General features: G+C 68.6%; 20 protein-coding genes and 2 tRNA genes. 15 read left to right on the top strand and 7 right to left on the bottom strand.

Annotated elements, in window-relative coordinates; translation table 11 throughout:
- Window positions 1-21: 21 nt before the first annotated feature.
- Entirely contained in the window at window positions 22-597 is a 576-nt protein-coding gene (locus tag BA895_RS10795) for a TetR/AcrR family transcriptional regulator (RefSeq protein ID WP_070191867.1), read from the top strand.
- 200 nt (window positions 598-797) lie between these two features.
- On the opposite strand, the gene BA895_RS10790 is transcribed toward BA895_RS10795, so the two are convergent.
- Both BA895_RS10790 and BA895_RS10785 read right to left on the bottom strand, forming a co-directional pair.
- A complete protein-coding gene (locus BA895_RS10790; protein WP_070191866.1) occupies window positions 798-1,241 on the bottom strand; it encodes a PA2169 family four-helix-bundle protein in 444 nt (147 codons plus the stop codon).
- A gap of 104 nt (window positions 1,242-1,345) precedes the next feature.
- On the bottom strand, window positions 1,346-1,783 hold the full coding sequence (locus tag BA895_RS10785; protein ID WP_139142601.1) for a hypothetical protein: 438 nt from the start codon (window positions 1,781-1,783) through the stop codon (window positions 1,346-1,348).
- Between the two features lie 238 nt (window positions 1,784-2,021).
- On the opposite strand from BA895_RS10785, the gene BA895_RS10780 reads away from it, so the two are divergent.
- Window positions 2,022-2,273, top strand: a complete 252-nt coding sequence (locus tag BA895_RS10780) for a PspC domain-containing protein (protein WP_070191864.1) — start codon at window positions 2,022-2,024, stop codon at window positions 2,271-2,273.
- A 25-nt stretch (window positions 2,274-2,298) separates the two neighbouring features.
- Here BA895_RS10780 and BA895_RS10775 read toward each other — a convergent pair whose 3' ends face one another.
- The gene (locus BA895_RS10775) at window positions 2,299-2,796 is read right to left on the bottom strand and encodes an ASCH domain-containing protein (protein WP_070191863.1); all 498 of its coding nucleotides are present in this window, start codon (window positions 2,794-2,796) and stop codon (window positions 2,299-2,301) included.
- A 234-nt stretch (window positions 2,797-3,030) separates the two neighbouring features.
- Complete coding sequence (locus BA895_RS10770; RefSeq protein WP_070191862.1) at window positions 3,031-4,509, bottom strand: carboxylesterase/lipase family protein; 1,479 nt, start codon at window positions 4,507-4,509, stop codon at window positions 3,031-3,033.
- 414 nt (window positions 4,510-4,923) lie between these two features.
- Between BA895_RS10770 and BA895_RS10765 the strand changes: the two genes are divergently transcribed.
- Window positions 4,924-5,226 (top strand): YciI family protein, encoded by a 303-nt coding sequence (locus BA895_RS10765; RefSeq protein WP_254666418.1) that lies wholly within the window; start codon window positions 4,924-4,926, stop codon window positions 5,224-5,226.
- Between the two features lie 237 nt (window positions 5,227-5,463).
- Here BA895_RS10765 and BA895_RS10760 read toward each other — a convergent pair whose 3' ends face one another.
- Window positions 5,464-5,973, bottom strand: coding sequence for a UPF0158 family protein (locus BA895_RS10760; protein WP_254666417.1), 510 nt, complete (start codon window positions 5,971-5,973; stop codon window positions 5,464-5,466).
- A gap of 63 nt (window positions 5,974-6,036) precedes the next feature.
- On the opposite strand from BA895_RS10760, the gene BA895_RS10755 reads away from it, so the two are divergent.
- Window positions 6,037-6,273 carry a hypothetical protein gene (locus BA895_RS10755; protein WP_070191860.1) on the top strand — a complete coding sequence of 79 codons (237 nt, stop codon included), beginning with the start codon at window positions 6,037-6,039 and terminating at the stop codon, window positions 6,271-6,273.
- Between the two features lie 110 nt (window positions 6,274-6,383).
- Here the strand turns inward: BA895_RS10755 and BA895_RS10750 are convergent, their stop codons facing one another.
- The gene (locus BA895_RS10750) at window positions 6,384-6,986 is read right to left on the bottom strand and encodes a YafY family protein (RefSeq protein WP_256388446.1); all 603 of its coding nucleotides are present in this window, start codon (window positions 6,984-6,986) and stop codon (window positions 6,384-6,386) included.
- Window positions 6,987-7,056: 70 nt separating this feature from the next.
- Here BA895_RS10750 and BA895_RS10745 point away from each other — a divergent pair, with 70 nt between their 5' ends.
- From BA895_RS10745 to BA895_RS10730, 4 genes are all read left to right on the top strand, one after another.
- Entirely contained in the window at window positions 7,057-7,515 is a 459-nt protein-coding gene (locus tag BA895_RS10745) for an SRPBCC domain-containing protein (protein WP_175442297.1), read from the top strand.
- Window positions 7,512-7,946 (top strand): DUF6855 family protein, encoded by a 435-nt coding sequence (locus BA895_RS10740; protein WP_070191857.1) that lies wholly within the window; start codon window positions 7,512-7,514, stop codon window positions 7,944-7,946. Before BA895_RS10745 ends, BA895_RS10740 begins: the two co-directional genes overlap by 4 nt.
- A gap of 345 nt (window positions 7,947-8,291) precedes the next feature.
- Window positions 8,292-8,582: a hypothetical protein gene (locus tag BA895_RS10735; protein ID WP_070191856.1), complete on the top strand. Its 291-nt coding sequence runs from the start codon at window positions 8,292-8,294 to the stop codon at window positions 8,580-8,582.
- A gap of 265 nt (window positions 8,583-8,847) precedes the next feature.
- On the top strand, window positions 8,848-9,420 hold the full coding sequence (locus BA895_RS10730; RefSeq protein ID WP_070191855.1) for a hypothetical protein: 573 nt from the start codon (window positions 8,848-8,850) through the stop codon (window positions 9,418-9,420).
- Window positions 9,421-9,522: 102 nt separating this feature from the next.
- Here the strand turns inward: BA895_RS10730 and BA895_RS10725 are convergent, their stop codons facing one another.
- The gene (locus BA895_RS10725; protein WP_070192012.1) at window positions 9,523-10,440 is read right to left on the bottom strand and encodes a 3-methyladenine DNA glycosylase; all 918 of its coding nucleotides are present in this window, start codon (window positions 10,438-10,440) and stop codon (window positions 9,523-9,525) included.
- A gap of 77 nt (window positions 10,441-10,517) precedes the next feature.
- On the opposite strand from BA895_RS10725, the gene BA895_RS10720 reads away from it, so the two are divergent.
- The 7 genes from BA895_RS10720 to BA895_RS10690 all read left to right on the top strand — a co-directional run bounded on the left by BA895_RS10720 (window position 10,518) and on the right by BA895_RS10690 (window position 15,583).
- Window positions 10,518-11,279 (top strand): phage tail protein, encoded by a 762-nt coding sequence (locus BA895_RS10720; protein WP_070191854.1) that lies wholly within the window; start codon window positions 10,518-10,520, stop codon window positions 11,277-11,279.
- A 42-nt stretch (window positions 11,280-11,321) separates the two neighbouring features.
- The gene (locus BA895_RS10715; protein ID WP_070191853.1) at window positions 11,322-12,101 is read left to right on the top strand and encodes a fumarylacetoacetate hydrolase family protein; all 780 of its coding nucleotides are present in this window, start codon (window positions 11,322-11,324) and stop codon (window positions 12,099-12,101) included.
- Window positions 12,102-12,397: 296 nt separating this feature from the next.
- A complete protein-coding gene (gene gltX, locus BA895_RS10710; protein ID WP_070192011.1) occupies window positions 12,398-13,837 on the top strand; it encodes a glutamate--tRNA ligase in 1,440 nt (479 codons plus the stop codon).
- Between the two features lie 11 nt (window positions 13,838-13,848).
- The gene (locus tag BA895_RS10705; RefSeq protein ID WP_070191852.1) at window positions 13,849-14,490 is read left to right on the top strand and encodes a GNAT family N-acetyltransferase; all 642 of its coding nucleotides are present in this window, start codon (window positions 13,849-13,851) and stop codon (window positions 14,488-14,490) included.
- Complete coding sequence (locus BA895_RS10700) at window positions 14,487-15,224, top strand: HAD family hydrolase (RefSeq protein ID WP_070191851.1); 738 nt, start codon at window positions 14,487-14,489, stop codon at window positions 15,222-15,224. Before BA895_RS10705 ends, BA895_RS10700 begins: the two co-directional genes overlap by 4 nt.
- A gap of 104 nt (window positions 15,225-15,328) precedes the next feature.
- A tRNA-Gln gene (locus BA895_RS10695) sits at window positions 15,329-15,400 on the top strand.
- Between the two features lie 107 nt (window positions 15,401-15,507).
- Window positions 15,508-15,583, top strand: a tRNA-Glu gene (locus BA895_RS10690).
- Window positions 15,584-15,748 lie beyond the last annotated feature (165 nt).

Raw genomic sequence — 15,748 nt, 5'->3', positions numbered from 1 at the left:
CGGTACGGGGAAGGAGGTGGCATGGCCCTGACCCGCGAGCAGGTGGTCGAGACCGCGGTCGACCTGCTGCGCCGCTATGGTCTGGGCGACCTGTCGATGCGCCGACTGGCCCGTGAGCTGGGAGTGGCGCCCGGTGCGATCTACTGGCACGTCGACAGCAAGCAGGAGCTCATCGTCGAGGTCGCCGCCGTGCTGTGGGAGCAGGTCCCCGCCCCGAGCCTGCACCTGCCTGCCGGTGAAGCCGTGGTCGGATACACCCGGGCCCTGCGCGCGGCCCTGGTCACCGTGCCCGACGGCGCCGACGTCGTCGCCTTGGCCCACGCGGTCGACCCGCTGGCCGTCCCGGCCCTGAACGCGCTGTACGGAGCGGTAGCAAGATTGGTGCCGGTCGCGTCAGACGGTGCGGCCGTCGTGGAGCTGATCGTGCACCACCTGCTCGGCTCTGTCGCTGCCGCGCAGACCCGGCGTCAGGCGGGGCTGGTCGGGCGCTGCGGGGAGGGCTGCACGTGCGACGCGCTGTTCGACGCGGGTTTGGGCGTGATCTTGGCCGGCGTCCAGGCGGGATCGGCTGCCGCCTGGACGCCGGCCACGACGTGAAGCGCTGGGCGGTTCAGGCCCCGCCCAGCGCCATCCCCTCACAGGATGGAGGCGTCGAACGCGCGTGCCTGCACCTTCGTCGACACCCATCAGTGTGGCGATGGACCTGCCTGATACACGCCAGGTCAGCAGAGATCAGCCGACCTGGCGTGGTCGTCGACGAGACGAGACGAGCGGGCCCGTAGGGCCGCCGCCACTCGTCAGTTGACAGTCTCCAGGGCCTTCACCTCTGCGCGGGCGGCGACAACGGCTTCGTGCTGCCGGGTCACGACGTCCCGAAAACCGTCGCTGAGATCCTGCTTCAGCGCCTTCTCGTACTCGGACACGGTGTGGTCTTCACCGGTGAGGGCGGCTCCGAGCACGCTGCCGGCGTTGTCACCGGTGAGGGCGTCCTTGAGCGAGATCCACCCTCGGTGCAGAGCGGCGACAGCGGAGCCGCTCTCGTCGACGTCATCGCCGTACTCGTCGCCCAGAGCAACGATCTCGCGTCGAAAGCCGGCCCGCTGCTCAGAGAGCTGCTTCAGCTTGGTGGCCCACTCGGGGTGGTCGCCGTCGTGCAGCTTCTCCGCGGCTGAGGCGAAGCCGTGTTCGCCGTCCTTCAGCGTCTCTACGAGGTCCTTGGCAACCTGCTTGTCGTCTGACATGTGCGCTCCTTCGGTGGGGATTGACTTGTCCAATCCCTACCCGGCAGACAAGGTGCCCAACCGTGAGCCCGAGCACACTCGGCGAAGGGTGACGCGCTGGAAGGCTACTGCGATAGCAGCTTCTCGAAGCTGCTCGCTCCCAGCACCGGCAACAGGGTGGCCGCCTTCTCAGGGCAGCCCTTGGCCGCGAGAGCGTCGATGTCGGCGCCATCGATGTCGGTCAGCAAACCCTTGCCGCTGTAGAAGGTCAGGAGTGCCCCGCCGAAGGTGGCGTAGGCGTACTCGGCGGGTTTCAGGTCGATGACCTTCGGCGTCTCGTCGGCCAGGAACCCGCAGAGGTCGTCGGCGGTCATGGCCTTGCCTGCGTCGGCCGCGCCGTCGAGGTTGGTGTCGCCGGATGTCGCTCGGGCCAGGTCGGTCGGCACTATGGAGACTGCGGCCGTGACGGCGCTCGAGGTGCTCGGGCTGTCACCGTTGCCGCATCCACCGAGGCCGGCACCGATCAGCAGGATCACTGCTGCTGTTGCCCATCGTGACGCCATGTGAAGTCTCCTCGCTCGACGGGGTTCCGCTACCGGGATCGGCCGAACGCAGCGTCCTCCTCGAGGGCGCACGGCGTCGGCTGTCGGCTACCAGAGCGCGGCCGGCGGCGGTTGATACGGGCTGAGGGTCGGGGTTGCGTCAGGGTCCACCAGGGGTGTGGGCAGGGCGGTCCCTGATGGTCGGGGTGGCTCGTAGGTCGCAGGCTGGACCTACCAGTCGAACCAGCAAAGGATCACCATGAACGACATCCGCTCCACCTTCGCTCACCAGGGCCTCGTCCGCAGCCGTGACGGCAAGATCCTCGGCGGGGTCTGCGCCGGTATCGGGCGCAGGTTCGGACTCACGCCGTGGGAGGCGCGGCTGCTGTTCGTCCTGCTGCTCCTGGTTGTGCCCGGCAGCCAGCTGCTGATCTACCCGGTGCTGTGGATACTGATGCCGACCCAGGAGAGCAGCTACCCCGCGCCGTCGACGCCATACGCGGCTGTCTGACCCGGCTCGGGGTGCCACCCAATGGTCAGGTTCTCGGGTAAAGAACGCGGAAGCGTTCGAGCACGACCGGCATGTCTGGCCAGAAGCCACCATCGGTGTGCTCGGCGAAGAAGCGCTCGTGGACCGTCCGCCAGTGCTCGAGGCTGCGGTCGCCCTCCCCCTCGTCGCGGGCGTGGTCGGCGTCTACCTGGTCGAAGGGCACGACCCGGGCCTCGGTCGTCACGACGAGGGCGCGCGGATGGCCGGCCCCGTCGAGCAGGATGCCGAGCAGCCCGGGCTCGGGCGGCTGCTCGCCCTCCCTCGCGTAGTCACCGAGCGAGCTCGCGGTCGCCGTCTTGTTTCCGTCGAGCACCAGTCCGAGCAGCTCGTCAGCCTGCTCGGGGGTCGCTCCGAAGGCCCACGCGGGAGGTTGCAGCGTTCGCACCGGGTTCTCACCCGTGTAGACCGGCACCCCGGCAAGACCCGCGTGCTCCCGGGCGATGTCCCAGAACGCCTCGAGCTCGTTGTCGTCTGCCGTGACCATGCCCGACCCTCCCACGCCGGGTGGGTGCGAGGGAGGTACAGGATGCGGCTGCCCTCCACCCACCTCCGCGGTCAGTACGTCTTGGGGCGACGAGCCGTGCCGCCAAGGTGCGCACCGGGGCCGCGGCCCGCCAGAGACCCCCGTTTCAGGGGTCGCGATGCTCGGGCCGGGTCTCGTCAGCGTCCATCGCCGGCCGTCAGGTAAAGGTGTTTGGCCGGCTCGACCAGCGTGGTGTCAACCGATGGGCCAGAGAGCGAGCTCGTCGGCGCGCGGCCCGTAGACGACCTCGGACTCGCAGTCGAAGGTCATCACCGCCGGGTCGTCCGGCGTCCAGGCGGTCCAGCCCGGGTCGCCGTCGCGCGCGAACGCGACCCAGGCACGGTGCATCTCGTCGGCCAGCGGTTGCGGCGCGTTCGCTCCCGCCATCGCGGAGCCCTCGCCGAGGGTGTCGAAGACGAACCCGAGCTCGAGGGCGTGACAGGCGCCGAGACCCATGACGGGTGTGGGCCAGGCGAACTCGTAGGTGTAGACGGTGCCCCCGGAGGCGTGCTGGGCCGCGGCGAGCGCCGTGGTCGGAACGCGGAAGGCGGCGTCGGTCAGAATCGCGCCGGCGATGTCGCCGGCCGAGGCGCTGGGTCGGTTCGCGGTGTACGTCTCAACGGCCTGGTCGGGCCAGCCATAGCGGGCTGCCAGCGCCGGCAACATCTCGGTGCTCACCGCGTCGGCGAGACCGGTGGAGACCAGGAAGAGGCGGTACTCCTGCCGTGTGGTGCCGAGGAGCAGCGGCATCCCGGCGGCTGTGCAATGGGCGATGCCGGCCTGGGGCACCTCGGGCACCACGTCACCGTCGATCACCGGGAAGAGGCTCATGATGCCCAAGCCGCCTTGGAGGATGCTGGCGCCCCAACGCTGCGGATTCGGGTCGGCCTGGATGGCCAGCGCCACCGCGGTCTGGGCGGCGAGCACGTCGTCGGGGTCGAGCTCGGCGAACGCCTCGGCCGTGGCGGGCACGCCGAGCTGGGCGGCAAGCTCGCCGCTGACCAAGCGGGCGTCGTCGAGAGAGCAGGCCACGGTTGCGGCACCGCTCTGCGCGATAGCGCGGTGGAACAGACCCTGCGCCCCGGGTGAGGTCATCAAGGTGGCGACGCTCATCGCGCCGGCCGACTCACCGAAGAGGGTCACGTTGTCGGGGTTGCCGCCGAACGCGGCGACGTTCTCGCGCACCCAGGTCAGCGCCGCGATCTGGTCGCGGAGCCCGAGGTTGGTGGGGGCGCCGTCGAGCACGGCGAACCCGGGGGCGCCCAGGCGGTAGTTCACGCCGACCATGACCACTCCGTCGCGGGCGAACGCCGAACCGTCGTAGGTGCTGATGGAGTTGGCTCCACGAACGAACGCGCCACCGTGAATCCACACCATCACGGGCAGGTTCTCGCCCTCGGAGGGTGCCCACACACTGAGGTTGAGGTAGTCGTCGCCCGGGGTCACCGAGCTGGGTAGCACCTCGTCCATCGGGGCCGGGTAGGGCGTCTGCGCCGGGGTGGGGCCGTGGCTGGTCGCGTCGCGCCGGCCCGGCCACGGCACGACCGGCTGCGGTTCGCGGTAGCGGCTCCGGCCGACCGCCGGGGCCGCGTACGGGATGCCGAGAAAGACGTTCACCCCCGCGTGGCTGGTACCGATGACCTGACCTCCGGAGACAGCTACGACTGGACCCATGGGGCCATCAAAGCAGACCGGTGCAGACCTGTGAGGACGGCGATGTCGCCCCTCTCCCACGGGGTGAGCGTCGGCGCCTGAACCACAGCCCGGCCTCGTCGAAGACTTCTGCGCAGCGATGAGTGGTGAACGAGATTGGGCTCCTTCTGCGCTTCAACCACAGCACTGGAGAACCGGGCTTCGACGCCAGCCGCCTCCATGCTTGTTCGACCCGGTCGTCACCGCGTGATCGTGGTGGCGCCACTACAGTTCGGGTCTTCTCAAGATGGATGTCGAAGAGTCGAGTGGCCGTTCGACGTACGGGTAAGAAGCAACCCGCCAGCAACCGTAGGAGTGATCGCTATGCCGCGTTTTATGGGCTTCGTGAGGATGGAAGAGGGTGTCGGCACCCCGCCACAGGCACTCTTCGATGCAATGGACGTTCACATCGGGGAACGCGCCGCCAGTGGTGTGTTCCTCGACGGCGGCGGCCTGTACGGGACTGAGCACGCCGTGAACTTCGTGGTGCGTGGTGGTGAGATCAGCCGGGTCGACGGGCCGTACGCCGAGGCCAAGGAGGTCGTCGGCGGCTGGTCGATCATGCAGTACGACAGCCTCGAGGAAGCGGTAGCCGATCAACGCGAGTTCGCCGAGCTGCACGCCAAGCACTGGCCCGAGGTCACCGTGATCTCAACGCTGCGTCAGATCTCTACCGGACCGGAGGCGCCCGGCGACTGAACGGGCACCGCCACGCACCAGGGGGACCTCGACCTGGTCGACACACGTACTGATGGCCTGACGGGATTCGGTGCGAGACCTCCAGTGGGCCACCAACGGCTGTCGTCGTACCTGTTCCCTTCGGTCAAGTGCCACCCTCAAGCACGTGTCCTGGCCGAATCTTGAGGTCCTTCGCTCCGACTCCTCCCCGGTTTGACGCGGGTGCGCTTCGCGTCTGGCCGGCCGCCGTACGGGGCTTCACGGCAAGGCGGGCTCGTCGTGCTCTCGAGCGAACTGTTGCGCGGCGTCGTCTTCGATCAGTCCTTCGTCCGCCAGCCACCGCACGGCCCGAATGTGCGCCCTGGCATCACGCAGGGCGTGCCATGGTGTGATCAGCTCGGGGTGTCGTTGGTAGAGCTCGTTCCTGAAACGCCGGAACGCGCCCTTGCCGACCAGCGAGCGGCTCAGGCGTTCACCGGCGCCGCGGTCGCTGATGCCCTCGGCGAAGTCGACCATGTCCTGGTACCAGACGTGGGACGGGAGGGGGTCGATCAGGATCAGGTCCAGCTCGTCGAGCTCGACCGGGTTGTCACCATCGATGCCCAGGTCGCTGGTCCAGAAAGCGAGCTCACCCGTTCTTGGGTCGATCAGCCATCGATGCTCGTAGTCGGTCTGATCTGCCAGCGCAGTGGCGAGGTCCTCAACGTCGATGGCGTCCAGGTCGAGCACCCAACCAGCGTAGAGCTCGAAGTCGAGAACGACGGACACGGAGCGGACGTACCGTTGGCAGTGGAGCCCCGGGCCCCCCAGGCAGCGAAAAGAGACGAACCCATGCACCAGCGTTTGCGGACCTATACCACCTACAGCATCGGGACCGCGATCGTCTGGGGTCTCGTTCTTCTGGTTGCCCGGCTCATCGATCCCTCCAGCACCCTTGACCCGTTCTGGTTGGTCAGTCTCGGGTTCTTCCTGGGATGGCTCTCGGCCACGATCGCCCGCGTGGTGTACCCGCCGCCCAAGAAGTACTGGCCGCGTCCCGCGCAGGCGGCGCAGTCCGGCGCGGAGTGACGAGCTCATCGGCACTATGTGCCGCGAGGGGGACCGGCTTTCGGGATGCCGACGGGTGGCCTGTTCCACGGTGAGTACCGGTTCTGTGACGTCCCGGCGGTGACTCCGTGTCAGGGCGGCGGGACGCTGAAGACCTGACTCGAGATGTTGATGGTCCCGCACTCGGCGAGTGGGATCGACGTGCTGGGGTCGAGGGCGTCCACGACCTCCCACCCGCTCGCCCCGAACGTGAGCCCGAGGGGATGAACGGTGCGCGCGCCCGGGCCTCGCGCCCGGATGCGGACGACGCGCCTGCGGCGTACGGCCTCGGCCAGCGCTGACACCCGCTCGTCCTCCGGCAGCTCCGTTGGTCGCAGTCGAAACTGGGCCGCAGCTCGCTTCGCGATGGCGCGGCTCGTGTCGGGCAGCGACTCGATGAGCTTGGTGGTTGCTCGAGCCGCTGAGTCCGTCAGGCCGAGCGCGGCGAGTTCTGGAGCCCTTCGTCCCAGCAGCACGCCCAGTGCCTCGGCTTCGTCGGCGGCCAGTCCGGTAAGTCTGGTCCGGTAGTTGAAGCCGAGCTCTATGCCACCTCCGCGGCCTGGTCGCACGATCATCGGCAGACCCGCTTCCGACAGCGCCTCGACGTCGCGCAGGATCGTCCGCTTGCTCACCTCGAGCTCGGCGGCCAGGTCGTCGCTGGTCATGCGACCGCGGTTCTGCACCAGCAACAACATCAGCAGAAGCCGCGAAGCGCGCATCGCGCACCCCCCAAGGGAGACCAATGGTGACAGTAGACGTCACCTTATGGCTGCTACGTTCCGCTCCGGAAGAGGTGATCGCATGAAATCCTACGAGGTGCACCGCCACATCGAAGCGGAGCCTGCAGTGGTGTGGGCGGCCTTGACCGACAGCGATCGGTTGATCGCGGCCGACACGGGCATCCAGCGCATCGACGGCCGCATGGAGCTGGGCGATACGTTCACTCTCTGGTCCGAAGCCGTGCCCGGACGCGGCTTCAAGACCCGAGTCACCCTGAGGGAGGCCCCGCTCCGGATGGTCTGGGAAGGCGGCCTCCCCGCGGGACTCTTTCGCGGCGTCCGCAGCTTCACGTTGACTCCTTCGGCCGGCGGCACCGACTTCGTGATGCGCGAGGAGTTCACCGGGCCGATGCTGGCTCTGATCTGGCGCAACATGCCCGACCTCCAGCCCCACTTCGACACTTTCGCCGAAGGGCTCGGCCGCACGACCGAGGCGACTCGATGAGCCAGGTGACCTACGGCGACGGCTCCCCGAACGACCCGTGGCTGCTGAAGACCCCGCCGCTCACCTCGACGTATTCGGCGTGGCGTGACGAGACCGCCGACCCACCCGCGCTCGTGGTCGAGGTCGGCACCACTCGACTCTCCTACCACCTCCGTGCGCTCGACGACCTCCGCGTAATGCTGGAGCAGCACGCCGACTGGATGCCGCTGGGCAACGCCGATGAGGGCAAGCCGGTCAAGACCGGAACTGTCGAGGCGTGGGCCCGCGACCCGGGCAACCCGGTGGGTGGCTACTACGGGTTACGCAAGGGCTACCGCGGCCGACTCGCCAACTACGTCACCCCCGTCCTTGAGCTGCTGGGCTGGGCCGAGCTGGAGCATCACCCCCGCAACAATCGCGTCCGCGCGCTGCAGAAGCCGCAGGAGGGCTAGTCGTGCACGGCCTGCCGGCGGCCGATCGTGTTGCCGCAAGGTTCGGTGAGGCAGTGAAGCAAACGTCGTCATCCACTGCAGGCTGACGAGCCCGCATCGAGCGCGGCGCATCGGTTTTCGGGCGCTCGGCCTGAAAGCCTTGGGACCCGCCGGGCACCTGGATAGGCATTGTCTCCCGTGACTAGGCTCGCAGGCATGAGGGTCGAGCTCAGCTACGACAAACTAGGTAGTCGTCTCCGTCAGATCGGCGATCTGGAGGTCTCTTACGGCAGGTTGGGAAGTCGGCCCAAGACGCTCGGGAACTGCGATCTGGACTATGACATGGCTGGAAGCCGACTTCGTCGTGTGGCAGGGGAGCTGGTCGAGTACGACAAGCTGGGCAACCGACCAGTGCGCTTGGGCGACCTCGAACTCGCGTACGACCGACTCGGTAACCGACTCGTCCGCATCGGCAACATGGACATCGAGTACGACATGGGCGGCAACCGGGTGCGACGGATCGGCGGCGTCATGGTCGAGTACGACAAGATGGGGTCCCGCCCCCGACACCTCGAGACAGACGGTGAGTCGCACCTCGACGAGCAGCTGTTGCTTGTCGTCTTCTTGGTCCTGATCGCGTTCAACCGCGACGATTGAGAGGGTGGGCGGGGCCTGTTCGGCGGCGGATCGACCCAGGTTCGGCTCGGCGAGTTCTTGCGTGACTCCTGCCCGGAGGGCGGACTCTCGTCGGCACGGAGAATGATGCGTATTTTGGGCAACCGCTCTAACGAAGGGCAGCGATTCCGTGCGTTGACCCAGGCAATGCGCCCCGGCCCCGATTGCCGTTGTAAACGTTCCCTCGACAACCTCCATTTCTTCATTCCGCCGTCGCCTGGGCACGCAGAGCGCGACACTCGAGGCCATGGACGTCACTGTTCTCGCTGCCTGGATCGCGGCCGGCGCCGCCGTCGTCGCTGCCGCGATCGCGTACTGGTCAGGTCATCAACAGGTTGTCCGGCAGCAAGCCTTTGAGCGCCAGCAGTCGCGGCTCGTTGATCGTCGCGCGACATATCGGGGGTTTCTCTCGCCGGCTGAGGGACTTGTCGACTTGCAGACCCGGTACATACGCGCGGCAGACATCAGTCGCTATGAGCTTGCAGTCATCATGTCGAGTGCAGTCGCGGAACTCGTGCCGGAGGCCCCGCCGTCCGGCGACCCCATCAACCCCATCCCTGAGCTGGATCCCGACGGGCTGGAGGTCGGGGCACTCCGCGAGCTTTCAGCAAGTATGCGGACGCAGCGGGTCATGGTTGAGCTCGTGGGACCGGATGAGGTTGCACAGTCAGCCATGGCACTGGAGCGTTGCTTGCGAAGAACGACAGGCGCGATCATCGAGCGGGAGGCCGCAGCGGCCAGAGACTGCTTCGTTGAGGCATTGGGCTTGCGCGAGGACTTCTTGCGGGAAGCCAAGAAGGCACTCGCCGCGGATGCCTGACCAACTCGCCATGCGGTGTCTGTCGGAGCGAAGGTGGCCGCGTTCCAGCCACAACTGGGCGTTCCCTTCATGCTCGACCCCTTCGGGCAGCCCGTTCTACCGCTACGTCGACCGCTCGGCCGAGGCCGCAGCCCCAGCCAGCACTCCCGGGTCCAGCCCCGCCGACAACCAGACCTGGTCTATCGCCTCCACCAGACGGGTCCGTAGCGCCAGCCCGCGGGCAGCGAAACCGCGCTGCTCAGCGGCATACTGCGCCTTGCCCTCAGGCGTCTCGATGAGCAGCGGCTCGTAGCCGAGCTCGCGCAGGTTGTAGGGCGCTGCCCGCATGTCGAGGGCGCGGATCTCGCGGGCGAGGTCGAAACAATCCATCACCAGGTCGCTCCGAACGGCAGGCACGAGCTTGTGGGCCCATTTGTAGAGATCCATGCCGGCGTGCAGGCAGCCGGGCTGTTCGGATGCCGCCTGGCCGGCTCGCGTCGGTGACAGGGCGTTGCGCGGCACGGCCGGGGGAGTGAAGAAGCGGAAGGCGTCGAAGTGTGAGCAGGCGATCTGGTGGCTCTCGACGACGGCATCCGTACCCTCTGACCCCAGCCGCAGGGGATAGTCGGCGTGCCGAACGTCTTCCGGCGTCTGCCGATAGACCATCGCCCACTCGTGCAGGCCGAAGCAGCCGAAGCGCCCGGGCCGGGATGCCGTGCGCACGAGCAGGTCGCGCACGAAGCGCAGGGTGTCGCTGCGGGCAGCGACGAAGCCGACCGCGTCGACCGAGACCACATCGCCGGCAAGTGTGTAGTGGCGCCAGTCCCGTTGCGGTGCAGTGCCCCCCGCGGCAAGCCCGACGCCAGCTCCGGGATGCCAGCGACGCAGCTGGGCGGGCTTGAAGGAGTAGTAGGTGAAGAGGAAGTCCTCGACCGGGTGCTTGCGACCGTCGCTCCGGCGCCGCAGGTGCGCCGCCGTCGCCGCGTCGACCCGCGCCTCGTGAGCCGCGGGGGCGGCCCGCCACGTCGGCTCGGTCAGCATCTTCACCCCACGAGGGTAGGCGATTCGGGGCCCGGCGACCTCTTGCCCCGTGGGGCTGGGGTGAGGACGATCGGCGGATGAGAAACTTCGCCGTAGAGGTGCGTTGGGACGGCCAGGCCGTCGGCGGTGTCAGCGTCGTCACCCCGTTGCGCAGCTCGACAGACGTCATCACCGTGCGCGACGGGGGCACCGGGGCCAGCTTCCACGTTCCCGGTCGGGCTGACACCGACTCGATCACCGTTTCCCGCGGTGTCAGCGACGACCTCGCCTTCGACCTCTGGGCCCGAGGCCCGGTGTTGCGCAAGACCGTCGAGCTGACCCTCGTCGACACCTCTGACGGGCTGACGGTGACCTACCGCCTGCCCGACTGCTGGGTGGCCGGCTACACGGTCGCCCCTGACATCGATACCGGCACCGTCGTCGAGTCGCTCACCCTCAGCACCGGCCGCTGGCAGCGGGTCACCCCGCTGGTCGCTGAGCTGGCGGAGCGTCTCGCCGGTGAGCGGGCAGCCCCCGTTCGCCGGATCGACGTTGCCGCCCTGCTCTCGAGGTTCCAGACCGAGACGACGGCGAAGCTTGAGGCCGAGCTGGCCCGGGCGCAGGAGTCGGGAGCCGTGCTGCTGCTCGACGAGGCGGATGCCCTGTTCACCCGGCGCACCACCGTGCAGGACGCGCACGACCGCTACGCGAACGTCGACGTCGACGCCCTGCTCGAGCGGCTCTCTGCCTATCCGGGCCCGATCCTGGTGGAGGCGCCCGGGCACGGCGGGCAGGGCGGGCACGGCGCCGGCGGCACGAACGGAACCGACGACACCGACCCGACCCGGCCACCGAGCTGAACGGCGAACCAACCGCGCCCACCTCCGTCGTAGGGTGGGGCCGTGCGCATCGCGAGGTACACGACCGGGGACGACCCGGCATACGGCATCGTCCAGGGCGACCCCGGCAGCGAGGTGATCACGCCGCTTGCCGGCGACCCCCTCTACATCGGCTTCAAGCCGTCGGGGGAGGGCCCCGTCATGCTCGCGGACGCGCGGCTGCTCGCCCCGGTGATCCCGCGGTCGAAGGTCGTGGCGATCGGCAAGAACTATGCCGAACACGCCAGGGAGATGGGCGGTGAGGCGCCGAAGGAACCGCTGATGTTCTTCAAGCCGAACACGTCTGTGGTCGGCCCTTTCGACCCGGTGGTGCTGCCGGCCGGTAGCGACGAGATCTCGTACGAGGGTGAGCTCGCGGTCGTCATCAGGACGATCACCAAGGGGGTGAAGGCCGAGAACGCCGCCGAGTGCATCTACGGCTACACCATCGCCAACGACGTCACGGCTCGCGACTGGCAGCGCAGCGACGGTCAGTGGGCCCGGGCGAAGGGCTTCGACACCAGCTGCCCCCTCGGCCCCTGGATCGAGACCGAGCTCGACACCGCCGACCTGTCTATCCTCACCACCGTCGACGGCGAGGTGAAGCAGAACGGCACGACCGCCGACATGATCCACGGCATCGCCAAGATCATCGAGTACGCCTCGGCTGCCTTCACCCTGCTTCCCGGCGACGTCATCCTGACCGGCACCCCCGCCGGCGTCGGCCGCGTCGACGCGGGTCAGCAGGTCACGGTCGAGATCGAGGGCATCGGTTCGCTGACCAACACCTTCGTGCGTCGCTGAGACCACCCCACGAAGTTCTACGCTCGTGCCTCGCTCCGATACTTCGCGAGGGCCCCGACTCACACCACAACAGAGCGCGGGTCGGCCGATAGGCTGGCGCCACCATGAGTGAGACGAACGACGACGCCCGGATGCCGCCCACCACCGTTCGCGACGCGAGTGACGGAGACGACGGGAGTGCCGTCGAGGTGCGACCGGCTCCCTCGCCGCCCGTCTCGACCTCGGACGGGCAGGGAGCCGTGCGCCTCCGCGTCGCCCCCTCGCCGACCGGTGACCCGCACGTGGGCACGGCCTACATGTCGCTGTTCAACCTCGCGTTCGCCCGGCAGCAGGATGGGCAGTTCGTGCTCCGCGTCGAGGACACCGACCGGGCGCGGTTCCGTGAGGACAGCGAGGCGCAGCTCTACGACACGCTCGGCTGGCTCGGGCTCTTCTGGGACGAAGGGCCCGATATCGGTGGGCCCTTCGCGCCGTACCGTCAGTCGGAGCGTCTCGACACCTATCGCCCCTACGTCGAGAGGCTGCTCGCCGAAGGGTTCGCCTACCACTGCTGGTGCTCGACCGAGCGGCTCGCGCAGATGCGTGAGATGCAGCAGAAGACGAAGCAGCCCACCGGCTACGACCGGTTGTGCGTCGGCAAGACCCGCGACGAGCGAGCGGCCCTGCCCGGGTTCAACGACACCCCCGTGGTGCGCATGCTGATCCCGGACGACCCACCCCTCGTGTTCGACGACGTCATCCGGGGGAAGGTGTCGGCGCCTCGGCCCGACGACCAGGTGATCCTCAAGGGCGACGGGTTCCCCACCTACCACCTCGCCGTGGTCGTCGACGACCACGAGATGGGCATCACGCACGTCGTGCGGGGTGAGGAGTGGATCAGCTCGACCCCCAAGCACCTCCTGCTCTACCGCTGGCTCGGGCTCGAGCCGCCGAAGTTCGCCCACATGCCCCTGCTGCGCAACGCCGACAAGTCGAAGATCTCGAAACGCAAGAATCCGGCGGCCCGGCTGACCTGGTTCCGCGAGCAGGGCTACCTTCCCGAGGCGCTCGTGAACTTCCTTGCGCTGCTTGCCTATCCGCCGCAGCAAGACGCGGAGGGCAATGACGTCGAGGTGTTCTCGTTCGACGAGTTCAGCCAGACCTTCGACTGGTCGAAGGTCAACCCGATCGGGCCGATCTTCGACCTCAAGAAGCTGGAGTGGCTGAACGGCGTTCACATCCGGTCACTGCCCGTCGGTGAGTTCGCCTCGCGGCTGCTGCCCTACCTCGAGGCCGACGACGTGCTCTCGAGCCACCCGTCGCTCGGCGAGCTCGGGCGACTCGAAGCGGTCGCGGCGCTCATCCAGACCCGGATGGCGCTGCTCACCGAGGCCCCCGCGCTGGTGCGGCCCTTCTTCGTCGCCGATGACCAGCTCGCGATCGACGACGACGCGCGAGCCCAGCTCAAAGATGACTCGGGGGCCGTCATCGACGCCGCCCTGCACGTGCTCGGCGACATCGACGACCACGGAACCGGTGTGCTCGGCACCGGGAGCGGATGGAACGCCACCGCCATCGAGAGCGCGCTGCGCACGGCCATCGTGGAGGGCCTGGGCATCAAGCCCCGCTTCGCGTTCGGGCCGCTTCGCACGGCAGTCTCCGGAGCCCGTATCTCGCCGCCCCTCTTCGAGTCGATGGAGATCCTCGGCAAGACCTCCACGCTGGCTCGCCTTCGCGCCCTTCGCGACTCACTCTGACCGCCACCGGCGTGGAGCATCTCTGGCCGCTGCACGGCATCCGTCTCACCACACCGGATCTCGCCCTGACCGTCATGGCCGAGCCCGACCTGCCCCTCGTGCTCTCGGTGCTGCCTGCCGACCTCGAGCTCAACCCGCACGCCACCACGTACGCAGGCCTGGGCCATGAGGCGAACCGGCGAGCGGTCGTCATGCAGGGCTACTGGCGGGCGCTGGGCCTCTGGTCACCCAGCGACTGGATGCTGCCCTTCGTCGTGCGCCGTGCCGGTGCGGTCATCGGGGTGCAGTGGCTGGAGGGCCCCGACTACCTCACCGACCACACGGTCGACTCCTCGTCGTGGCTCGTGGCGGGCGTGCGAGGACGCGGGCTCGGTCGCCAGATGCGCGCCGCCGTGCTCGACCTCGCGTTCGGACCGTTGGCCGCCGAGGCCGCCATCAGCTCGGCCGTGACGGCGAACGCCGCCTCGCTCGGGGTGTCGCAGTCGCTCGGCTACCGCGCGACCCACACGTCGGTGCTGCCGCACAGCGGTGAGGTGCTGCAGCACGTGCGGCTCGAGCGTGACGCGTGGCGGGCCGGGCGCGCGGCCGGCACGACCACGCTCGAGGGCGTCGACGCGGCGCTGCCGCTCTTCGGGCTGGGGGAGGGGCGATGAGCCCTGTGAGCCAGGGTCGGCTCGCCAACGAGCTGGCCGGCATCCGCGCGCTGCTGCTCGACGTCGACGACACGATCGTCGACACCCGCGCCGCCATGGTGACCGCCGGAAGCGTTGCGCTGGGTGCCCTGTGGCCCGACCTCGCAGCCCACCACGCGGCGATGGCGGTGCGCTACTACGAGGACCCGGAACGGTGGTTCCCGCGCTACGCCTCGGGGGAGGTGCGGTTCGACGACATGCGCGTGGGACGCATCGAGGAGGTGGCTCGAGCGTTCGGGGTCGCGACGCCGGAGGGCGCCCTGGCCCGCTACGCCAAGGCCTACGACCCCGCTTTCCGAGGGGCGCAGCGCCTCTTCGAGGACGTGCCCGACCTGCTCGAGGTCGCACGAGGCCGACGTCTGCCGGTCGCGCTGATCACCAACTCCGCGGCGGCTCCGACCACCCTCAAGCTCGAGGCGCTGGGCCTGCTCGACGCCTTCGACGCGGTCGTCACGACCGACACCCTGGGGTTCGGCAAGCCCGACCCTCGCATGTACCTGGAGGCCTGCCGACGGGTCGACACGCCCGCACCGGCCTGCGTCTGCGTGGGCGACAGCCTCGCCTGGGACGTGCTGGGCGCCCGTGACGCCGGGCTCCGCGCCGTGTGGCTCGATCGAGCCGGCACGGGCACCGACGAGAACGTGACCCGGGTCACGAGCCTGCACCAGCTGACCTCGGCGTTGCGCGCCGCGTGAACCCGTCGGTGGCCGACCGATTTGGGGCCAGGGTCGACGACCGGTAGTATTCCAACTCGGTTCACCCGCAGCAGGCCCTCGGGCAGGCTCGACGTGAAACCCCTTGGGGTATGGTGTAATTGGCAACACAACGGTTTCTGGTTCCGTCATTCTAGGTTCGAGTCCTGGTACCCCAGCTTTGGCACGATGGGCATTGCAGAGGATGCCGGTCGAGCCGATTCGGAGAATCCCTTTCCCTGCCGGTAAGGTTTTCTCCTGTGCCGGGTTCGCCCGGTGCCGCTAGGGCCCCGTTGTGTAGCGGCCTAGCACGCCGCCCTCTCAAGGCGGTAGCGCGGGTTCGAATCCCGTCGGGGCTACCAGACACCAACGGGCCCGGATCCACGAGGATCCGGGCCTGAGTCGTCTCCGGTCCCACCCCCACGTCTGGTGGTGGCCTCGGCGAGTCGCTGATGAGGCCCGGTGGGGGTTAGCCTCGGCGCCCTATGCTCTGTGCACGCGAGCACGGTCGTGGGTGAGGAGCCCGT

This window comes from Humibacillus sp. DSM 29435, from assembly GCF_001758225.1.
GTDB lineage: Bacteria > Actinomycetota > Actinomycetes > Actinomycetales > Dermatophilaceae > DSM-29435.
This window is presented reverse-complemented; position numbering and strand designations above follow the sequence as displayed.